Genomic DNA, 9110 nt, shown 5'->3' on the forward strand with positions numbered 1-9110 from the left:
AAGCCATCAATTCTCAAGCACCAAGCCAAGGTAAGTCTGCCGAGCACCAGCCGCCGACAGTTTTACGATGACCGTGTGCATCTTTATCTCCCTCAAAACCTTGCAAGATATCGAAGCAAGCCGTGTAGCCGTTGTCAGTTGCTAGCTTTGCGCCATGACGCGAGCGCACGCCAGAGCGACACAAGAACAAGATCGTCGTGTTTCGATCGGCAATCACACTTTGCAATTGCGTCATAAAATCAGGGTTAGGGGTGCCACCAGGGTATAGGCTCCACTGGACAGCTTTGTGTTGTTCTTCGTTGATATTGACGCGACCAACCCAATCGCGCTCAGCATTAGTACGGACATCTACCAGTACAATTTGACTGTCTGTTTGTAGCAAAAGATGCGCCTCTTCTGGAGTCACGGCACCCGCATATGGCAAGTTTTGCTCTTGCCCGCGTTGTTTTGCCTTGCTGATGATCTCATTCATAGTATTCCTTTGTGTGATCGTAAGTTTTCAATTGGATGTTTGTGATGCTGAGTAGCGAGCTGTTCGGTTTGGATGCACATTGGGTAAGCGCAAGATCTTACCAAAAGGATAGCGTGCTGCGTTGTTCATTTGAGCGATCAATTCGTTTTGGTGTTTTGATTTGGTCGACACGCCCTAGCTCTCAATATCGATGTTTTCTATCGCACAGTTAGATTTCATGCTTAAGAAATGTCAGTGAAGCACATGCACCAATTTATCGCACTACTTTTGCACTAAAATGGTGCTTTTGAAAAAATAAGCCCAGTTTTGGTGCGTAAGGTGTTTTATGGAATTGTTAATGAAGTATTGCGAACTTGATTTTTCCATATAAAACAAAGACTTAATTAAGTCGTTTTACTTGCTTAGTTTGCCTTGTACATGGCACGCTTTCTGCTAATATCCTCGTCGTGTTCTGTATTCTCTTTTGCATTGTGATGGTGCATTTCGACATCGCTGCGTCATAAAGCGAAGTGAGAATGGAAATAGATTGCAGTAATTTTGCATATTTTTTGCGCATTTTTGGTTTGATGTAGTAGTTCCTAAACTTATTTTTGAACGATTGAAGGAGTTTCAAATGGCAATGACCCCAGCAGAAGTGTTGAAGATGGCGAAAGACAACGAAGTGAAGTTCGTTGATTTCCGTTTTGCTGACACACGCGGTAAAGAACAGCACGTCACTGTGCCTATTTCTCACTTCGATATCGATAAATTCGAATCTGGTCATGCATTTGACGGTTCTTCTATCGCTGGTTGGAAAGGTATTGAAGCATCTGATATGTTGTTAATACCAGATCCAAATACAGCGAATATCGATCCATTTATGGAAGAAACAACATTGTTTATGCAATGTGATGTGATCGAACCAGCAGATGGTAAAGGTTATGACCGTGATCCACGTTCCATCGCTAAGCGCGCTGAAGCATATTTGAAATCTTCTGGTATCGGTGACACCGCTTACTTCGGCCCAGAGCCAGAATTCTTCATTTTCGATAGCGTACGCTGGAAAATCGATATGTCTGGCTGTTTCGTGAAGATCGATTCTGATGAAGCTTCATGGACTACAGGTGAGAAACTCGAAGGCGGCAACACAGGTCATCGTCCTACAGTAAAGGGTGGTTATTTCCCAGTGCCACCAGTCGACAGCTTCCAGGACATGCGTTCTGAAATGTGCTTAATCTTGGAATCCTTAGGCATTCCAGTCGAAGTGCATCATCATGAAGTTGCTGGTGCAGGCCAAAATGAAATCGGTACGAAGTTCTCCACTTTGGTCGAGCGTGCTGACTGGACGCAAAACTTGAAATATGTCGTATGGAACGTAGCACACACTTACGGTAAGACAGCGACTTTTATGCCTAAACCTATCGTTGGCGATAACGGTTCTGGTATGCACGTGCATCAATCTATTTGGAAAGATGGTAAGAACCTGTTTGCAGGTGACGGCTATGCAGGTTTGTCTGAATTTGCCTTGTTCTACATCGGCGGTATCATCAAACATGCGAAAGCATTGAACGCGATCACTAATCCAGGTACGAACTCTTACAAGCGTTTGGTACCAGGCTATGAAGCTCCTGTGAAATTGGCATATTCTGCGAAGAATCGTTCTGCTTCTATTCGTATTCCTTATGTGGCTAATCCAAAAGGCCGCCGTGTTGAAGCACGTTTCCCAGATCCATTGGCGAATCCATATTTGTGTTTCTCTGCATTGATGATGGCTGGCTTGGATGGCGTACAAAACAAGATTCACCCAGGTGAGGCTGCATCGAAAGATTTGTACCATTTGCCACCAGAAGAAGATGCATTGATCCCAACAGTTTGCGCTTCTTTGGAAGAAGCCTTGGATGCATTGAACAAAGATCGTGAATTCTTGACGCGCGGTGGCGTGTTCAGTGACAGCATGATCGACGCTTACATTGAATTGAAGATGCAAGAAGTTCAGCGTATGCGTATGACGACACATCCTGTTGAGTTTGATATGTATTACTCTCTGTAATTTTGCTAAAAAAAGCGGGGCTAGCCCCGCTTTTTTATTCAAAGTAAGATGGGTAATTGTGCAAAATCAAGGCTTGGCATACACTAAGCTCTTCTTGACTACTTTACTTTACCCACTATGAAGCAATATCTGATCGGTCTTGGTTTGATTTTTACGTGCTGCGCTCCGGTGCTGGCGCAGTCCGATGTGTATTTGTGTGTTGATGCGAATGGCAAGAAAGAATACAAAAATACAGGTATTACAAAAGGTTGTAAGTTGGTAGATTTGCCGCACGTAAATACGATATCAACCCCAGCGTCAACAAAAAAAGCCACTTCAAATTCAGCCTCTAAACCTGTGGCAACCCCAAGTAATTTTCCCAAAGTGGATGATAGTACACAAAAAGCACGCGATTCAGATCGTAAGCAGATTTTGACGGATGAGTTAAAGGTTGAAGAGCAAAAGTTAGTAGCGATTAAGAAAGAATATAACGGTGGTGAAGTTGAGCGCCGTGCTGATGAGCGTCAGCCATCAAAATATGTAGAGCGGGTGAATAATTTAAAAAATGATTTGGCGCGTACGGAAAAAAATATCGAAGCGTTGAAGCGTGAAATTAGCAACCTGAAATAAGGCCTGACATACGGGTACATCAGAAAAGGTCGCTATTGCGGCCTTTTTTTAATCCAATTTCAAATCTGTTCAATATCAATGAATAAATTCGCAGGATTAGAGTTATTAGCCTCAGCGGTATTGGTGATGGATCCAGAGGGATGCATTGTTTATGCCAATCCGGCTGCTGAAAATTTGTTGGAACGACCGTTTAAATTACTCTACAAGTTACAGCTTAAAGATTTATTTTTGAATGGTGATGAACTCTTAAGTGGTTTTGAGCAAGCAGTTGCACAGCAATTTGCGGATCGACGTCAAGACATGATTTTGCAGAGAAGTGGACATGAACCATTGCATGTACACAGCATTGTGACTGCGCTTGATCATCCTGAGACCCCGGTTCTGATTGAGCTACGTGAAAACGTACAGCAGCTCAAGCTTGATCGTGAAGAGCGCATGCAAGATCAAAACAAAGAGAACAAAGAATTAATCCGTAATTTGGCGCATGAAATTAAGAATCCGCTGGGCGGAATTCGCGGTGCTGCGCAGTTGTTAGAGTTAGAGCTGCCTGAGCGAGATGCAAAAGAATTGCGTGAATATACCCAAGTCATTATCAAAGAGGCGGATCGTTTGCAGGTATTGGTTGATCGCTTATTGGCACCAAATCGTTTGCCACAAGTGATTGCCGATGTGAATATTCACGAAGTATGTGAGCGTGTGCGTAGTTTGATCATGGCTGAGTTTCCGAAGGGCTTAACGATTAAGCGTGATTATGATTTATCGATTCCAGAATTTCGAGGTGATCAGCAGCAACTGATTCAAGTGGTGTTAAATATTGCACATAATGCTGCCCAAGCGCTACGAATGCGTATGGCCGAAGGTGATGCTGAGATCATTTTTAAGACACGTGTCGTGCGCCAAATTACATTAGCGAAAATTCGCTACAGACTGGCATTAGACTTGCATATCATTGATAACGGTCCGGGCATTCCACCGAATATTCGTGACCGGATTTTCTATCCGCTGGTTTCAGGGCGTGATGGTGGTAGTGGATTGGGATTGACATTGGCACAGGCATTTATTACCCAACATGCGGGTGTCATTGATTGTGAAAGTCGACCTGGTTGTACGGATTTCCGAATCTTGATCCCACTGCCGTGAACCATAATCGCGCATGAATTGCCTGGTTGTATGCGCTCAAACGGTGCGTATGACGAGAAAACCTTAATTTATGAGATGCTGATCAATGAAGAAGAATATTTGGATTGTAGATGATGATGATTCGATACGCTGGGTGTTAGAAAAAGCACTGGCGCGTGAAGGATTTGTCACACGTAGTTTTATGAATCCAGACGATGTGTTGTCGGCGCTAGATGAAGAATCGCCACAAGTATTGGTGTCAGACATACGCATGAATGGCGCTTCTGGTTTGGATTTACTGCAAACAATTAAGCAGCGTTTGCCAAGTTTGCCAGTGATCATCATGACCGCATTTTCCGATCTTGATTCAGCGGTTGCTGCATTTAAGGGCGGCGCGTTTGAATATTTGGCAAAGCCATTTGATTTGTCAAAAGCGGTTGAATTAATTCGTCGCGCGCTCGAAGAAAGTGCGCGTGAAGCGACCGTTGAATTGGTGACTGACGTCGAGACGGAAATTCTCGGGCATGCTGCAGCAATGCAGGAAGTTTTTCGTGCCATCGGTCGTTTGTCGCAATCTAGTGTGACGGTCTTGATTACAGGTGAATCTGGTAGCGGTAAAGAACTGGTGGCGCGGGCTTTGCACAAACATAGTCCGCGTGTTAATCAACCTTTCATTGCCTTAAATACCGCAGCCATTCCTAAAGATCTGTTGGAGTCGGAGTTATTTGGCCACGAGCGTGGTGCGTTCACTGGTGCGCAAACCGCAAGACGTGGTCGGTTTGAGCAGGCTGAAGGCGGTACTTTGTTTTTGGATGAAATCGGCGATATGCCGTTTGATCTGCAAACGCGTTTACTGCGAGTGCTTTCGGACGGACATTTTTATCGGGTCGGTGGACATCAACCCTTAAAAGCAAATGTGCGCTTGATCGCGGCTACACATCAACATCTTGAAGAGCGCGTCAAGGAAGGTGTGTTTCGTGAAGATTTATTTCATCGATTAAATGTAATTCGCCTGCGAGTTCCGAGTTTGCGCGAAAGGCGTGAAGACATTCCTCTTCTCGCGAAGCATTTTTTAATCCAAAGTGCGAAGCAATTAGGTGTGGATGCAAAGCGATTATCAGAAGCTGCATTAATGTATATCTCCGGGTTGGATTTTCCAGGAAACGTGCGTCAATTGGAAAATCTGTGTAATTGGATTACCGTGATGGCGCCAGGACAGGTCGTTGAAGTCGCCGATTTGCCAACTGAGTTGTTGCCTTTGGCTGCCGCTACTTTGGTGTCCGATGGAAGTATTCCTGCGCTTGATCGACTGCTGATGGCTTCGCAGCTCGAGCTGCTTTGGTTCGCGTCGTTAGAGCGTGAGGCTGATCGATTATTACAGCAAGGGGTGCAGGAAATTATGTCTAAGCTCAGTCGTGATTTTGAAAGTGTCGTGATTAAAGCGGCGTTACGGCACACGCATGGTCGTAAGAATGAAGCGGCAATACGATTGGGAATTGGGCGAAACACGATTAGTCGGAAAATTCAGGAATTGAGTATTGATGGGGTGAAGGACGAGTAAGGTGTCGTTTTTTCTATGCCAGCGCATTAAAATATTTTCTTAGTACACTTATCGGAGTATTATTTCTTTACGTAAATTGATATTGAATTTGATGCAAAGTTGCAGTTGCAGATAAATGAAATTTGCGTTCAGAATGAAAATTCACCAAATCACTTCTAGTTTTTTGGTGAATGATTCAAATAGTCTTGGATGCTGTAATACTTGGGAGATATTTATGAATTTCGACGCACTATTTCAGCAACAAACTGCACTACCCACTATTCCAAAAGTTGTACAAGAAGTGATTGATAGTTTTAACGACGATAATGTGTCAATTGATGATATCGCACGCAAGTTAGCCGCAGATCAGGTATTGAGTGCAAAGATTTTGCGTCTGGCTAATTCGTCTTACTATCATTCATCCAGAAGTATTGGAACTGTGGATGATGCAGTGTTAATGTTGGGCTTTATGACAGTGCGAACTTTGGTAATCAGCAGTGGTTTAACTGGGGGTTTTAAGGCGATGCCTGGCGTCGATTTGAAACAATTCTGGCGTTACAGTATGCATACTGCAGTGATATCAAAGTGCCTTGCAAAGAAAATTGGTGGCAATTCAGATTTTGCTTTCACGGTGGGATTGATGCATGCGATTGGTCAACTAGTGATGCATGCCGCGATGCCAGAGCAAACACTGCAAATTGACAAAATAGCAGGCCTTTTGGATGCGCGTCGACTTGATGTTGAACGTACCTCGTTTGGATATGATTTTTCTGATGTTGGTGCCGAATTGGCGCGGCGTTGGCGCTTCCCAGATAATTTTGCATCGGTAATCAAAGGATTTCCTCAGCCTTTAGCATCCGCGACATTTGAACCAATGGCTGGTGTTATTCATCTAGCGGTATGGCGCGCTCGAGCAGAAGAAAATAAATACTCGAAAGAAGAAATGGAAGCAACTATACCCACTGAAGTGTTGGCAAAAGCGGGAATTTCTGTCGATTATATGCTCAACGAAATGCCACCAATTTCGGAATTGGCGGCCGGCTTGGAAGACTTGGTAAGCTAAATGTGAAGCTGAGTTTGAATGTGGATTTGCGTTGTGAAGCCGGGTTATTCAACCCGGCTTTTTTACGCATATTTTTTGTTGATGCTTAATGCTACTGCCTCGGCAACTTTGATTCCATCGATTGCTGCGGATAAAATTCCGCCAGCATATCCAGCGCCTTCGCCTGCTGGGTAAATCCCTTGTGTATTAATACTCTGTAAATCGTCATCCTTGCGTTTAATGCGGATTGGTGACGAGGTGCGAGTCTCAACACCCGTTAAGATGGCATCTTTTAATGAAAATCCTTTGATTTGTTTATCGAATTCGGGAATCGCTTCACGAATTGCATCGATTGCAAATGCGGGCAATACGTCCGCCAGATTGCATAAAGTGATTCCAGGTTTGTAGGATGGCACAACCTCGCCGAGTTCAGTGGATGCTCGATTAGCTAAAAAGTCACCGATTAGTTGGCCTGGCGCATTGTAAGTTCCACCACCCACTTCGAATGCTTTGCTTTCCAGTTTTCGTTGAAAATCGATACCGGCGAGAGGATGACCGGGGTAATCAATTTCAGGTGATATGCCCACGACGATTGCGCTATTGGCATTGCGTTCATTGCGCGAATATTGGCTCATGCCATTTGTTACCACGCGTCCCGGCTCAGAGGTCGCTGCGACCACTGTGCCGCCCGGACACATACAAAAACTGTACACTGATCGATCATTTTTCGCGTGATGTACTAACTTATAGTCTGCTGCACCTAAAATTTTGTTTCCTGCGTTTGGCCCAAAGCGCGCCTTGTCGATAATCGATTGTGGATGTTCGATTCTAAAGCCTACAGAAAATGGTTTAGCCTCGACATAGATGCCTTTGTCATAAATCAACTGAAAAGTGTCGCGTGCACTATGTCCGACAGCCAAGACGACGTGATCAGTTACTAGCTTCTCGTGATCATTGATAGTAAGTCCGCAAATTTGCCCATCTTTGATATCAAAGTCAGTAACTTTCTGTTGAAAGCGAATTTCGCCGCCTAATTCTATGATGTTGCCGCGCATCTCCTCAATCATTTTCACCAGACGGAAGGTGCCAATGTGTGGCTTGCTGACGTACATAATCTCTTCGGGGGCGCCAGATTTAACGAATTCGGTTAATACTTTGCGGCCATAGTGTTTTGGATCTTTAATTTGACTATAGAGCTTGCCGTCTGAGAACGTGCCAGCACCACCTTCACCGAATTGCACATTAGATTCTGGTTGTAACTCACGCTTACGCCACAGACCCCAAGTATCTTTGGTGCGTTCGCGTACCGCTTTGCCGCGTTCTAAGACAATAGGGCGGTATCCCATTTGTGCCAGAATCAGTGCCGCAAATAGGCCACAAGGCCCAAATCCAATCACCACTGGTCGTGGAAAATCATGCTTATTCGCGTGGGCGACAAATTTATAACTGGTATCTGGCGTTTTGCTGACTTTTGCTTGACCCTGTATATCTTTAATTCTATGTAGTAGCGCATCGTCATCTTGTACGGTGACATCAACCGTATATATCAAGACGATGGCGGTTTTTTTGCGAGCATCATAACTACGCTTAAATATGTCGAAGTTGAGTAGATCATCGGAGTCGATTTTTAATCGCTTTAATATAGCGTTCTTTAAATCGGCTTCAGTATGGTCAAGTGGGAGTTGTATGTCGGTAAGGCGTAACATAATAAAAGAGCTCAATAAATCAAAGGTGTATTTTAACTGCTACTGAATAAATGCCCCAAATAATCTAGGCTTGCACAAATGGGAGATTCTTTGCTATAGTTCGGCTCCCGCAGAAATGCGGGTGTGAAATAAGAGAAATGCGAGTGGCTGGTCGTTAAGTTCCTGATGTTTGAATTAAGGTTGAAGAAACTCAAATTTAAACGGTAGTAAAAACAGGGGGTTGACGGAAATAAAGAAGTGCTGCATAATCTCGTTTCTCTGCTGCTGACGAACACAACGCTTCGTAGCAAAAACAAAATCCTCTGGGTGAGTTTGAGTAGAAAAAAATAAGATCTTTAACAATTAACAGTCAATAAATGTGGGCACTTGATAAAGAGGCGACTAGCTACTTCGGTAGTTAGGAAACTTAAAAAATATCAAATGTTCACAAGAAGTAAAGATAAGACGCGATAGTGAGCAATCATGATCGCAACTGTCAGTATTTTGAGTGAGCGACTCGTTCGAAAGAACGAATTCCAGAAATGGAAACAAGTAACAGAGATTAAACTGAAGAGTTTGATCCTGGCTCAGATTGAACGCTGGCGGCATGCCTT

At 44.0% G+C, this 9110-nt stretch carries 7 protein-coding genes; 5 read left to right on the forward strand and 2 right to left on the reverse strand.

Translation table 11 applies throughout. From position 1 onward, the window contains the following. Positions 1–13: 13 nt before the first annotated feature. Positions 14–472 (reverse strand): rhodanese-like domain-containing protein, encoded by a 459-nt coding sequence (locus H8K33_RS15350; RefSeq protein ID WP_186891927.1) that lies wholly within the window; start codon positions 470–472, stop codon positions 14–16. A 613-nt stretch (positions 473–1085) separates the two neighbouring features. Between H8K33_RS15350 and glnA the strand changes: the two genes are divergently transcribed. From glnA to H8K33_RS15375, 5 genes are all read left to right on the forward strand, one after another. Beyond that, entirely contained in the window at positions 1086–2501 is a 1416-nt protein-coding gene (glnA, locus tag H8K33_RS15355) for a type I glutamate--ammonia ligase (RefSeq protein ID WP_186891928.1), read from the forward strand. Positions 2502–2618: 117 nt separating this feature from the next. Further along, positions 2619–3110, forward strand: a complete 492-nt coding sequence (locus tag H8K33_RS15360; RefSeq protein ID WP_186891929.1) for a DUF4124 domain-containing protein — start codon at positions 2619–2621, stop codon at positions 3108–3110. A 78-nt stretch (positions 3111–3188) separates the two neighbouring features. Continuing rightward, on the forward strand, positions 3189–4250 hold the full coding sequence (gene glnL / locus H8K33_RS15365) for a nitrogen regulation protein NR(II) (RefSeq protein WP_186891930.1): 1062 nt from the start codon (positions 3189–3191) through the stop codon (positions 4248–4250). A gap of 85 nt (positions 4251–4335) precedes the next feature. After that, entirely contained in the window at positions 4336–5790 is a 1455-nt protein-coding gene (ntrC, locus tag H8K33_RS15370) for a nitrogen regulation protein NR(I) (RefSeq protein WP_186891931.1), read from the forward strand. A 214-nt stretch (positions 5791–6004) separates the two neighbouring features. After that, the gene (locus tag H8K33_RS15375) at positions 6005–6832 is read left to right on the forward strand and encodes an HDOD domain-containing protein (protein WP_186891932.1); all 828 of its coding nucleotides are present in this window, start codon (positions 6005–6007) and stop codon (positions 6830–6832) included. Positions 6833–6894: 62 nt separating this feature from the next. Here the strand turns inward: H8K33_RS15375 and H8K33_RS15380 are convergent, their stop codons facing one another. Further along, positions 6895–8517, reverse strand: coding sequence for an NAD(P)/FAD-dependent oxidoreductase (locus H8K33_RS15380; RefSeq protein WP_186891933.1), 1623 nt, complete (start codon positions 8515–8517; stop codon positions 6895–6897). Positions 8518–9110: the final 593 nt, after the last annotated feature.

Source organism: Affinundibacterium amnicola (assembly GCF_014284275.1).
GTDB lineage: Bacteria > Pseudomonadota > Gammaproteobacteria > Burkholderiales > Burkholderiaceae_D > Undibacterium > Undibacterium amnicola.

Bases quoted from the DNA above. Each gene is read 5' to 3' on its own strand.
- H8K33_RS15350 (WP_186891927.1), bottom strand. From the start codon at position 472: ATGAATGAGATCATCAGCAAGGCAAAACAACGCGGGCAAGAGCAAAAC.
- glnA (WP_186891928.1), top strand. From the start codon at position 1,086: ATGGCAATGACCCCAGCAGAAGTGTTGAAGATGGCGAAAGACAACGAA.
- H8K33_RS15360 (WP_186891929.1), top strand. From the start codon at position 2,619: ATGAAGCAATATCTGATCGGTCTTGGTTTGATTTTTACGTGCTGCGCT.
- glnL (WP_186891930.1), top strand. From the start codon at position 3,189: ATGAATAAATTCGCAGGATTAGAGTTATTAGCCTCAGCGGTATTGGTG.
- ntrC (WP_186891931.1), top strand. From the start codon at position 4,336: ATGAAGAAGAATATTTGGATTGTAGATGATGATGATTCGATACGCTGG.
- H8K33_RS15375 (WP_186891932.1), top strand. From the start codon at position 6,005: ATGAATTTCGACGCACTATTTCAGCAACAAACTGCACTACCCACTATT.
- H8K33_RS15380 (WP_186891933.1), bottom strand. From the start codon at position 8,517: ATGTTACGCCTTACCGACATACAACTCCCACTTGACCATACTGAAGCC.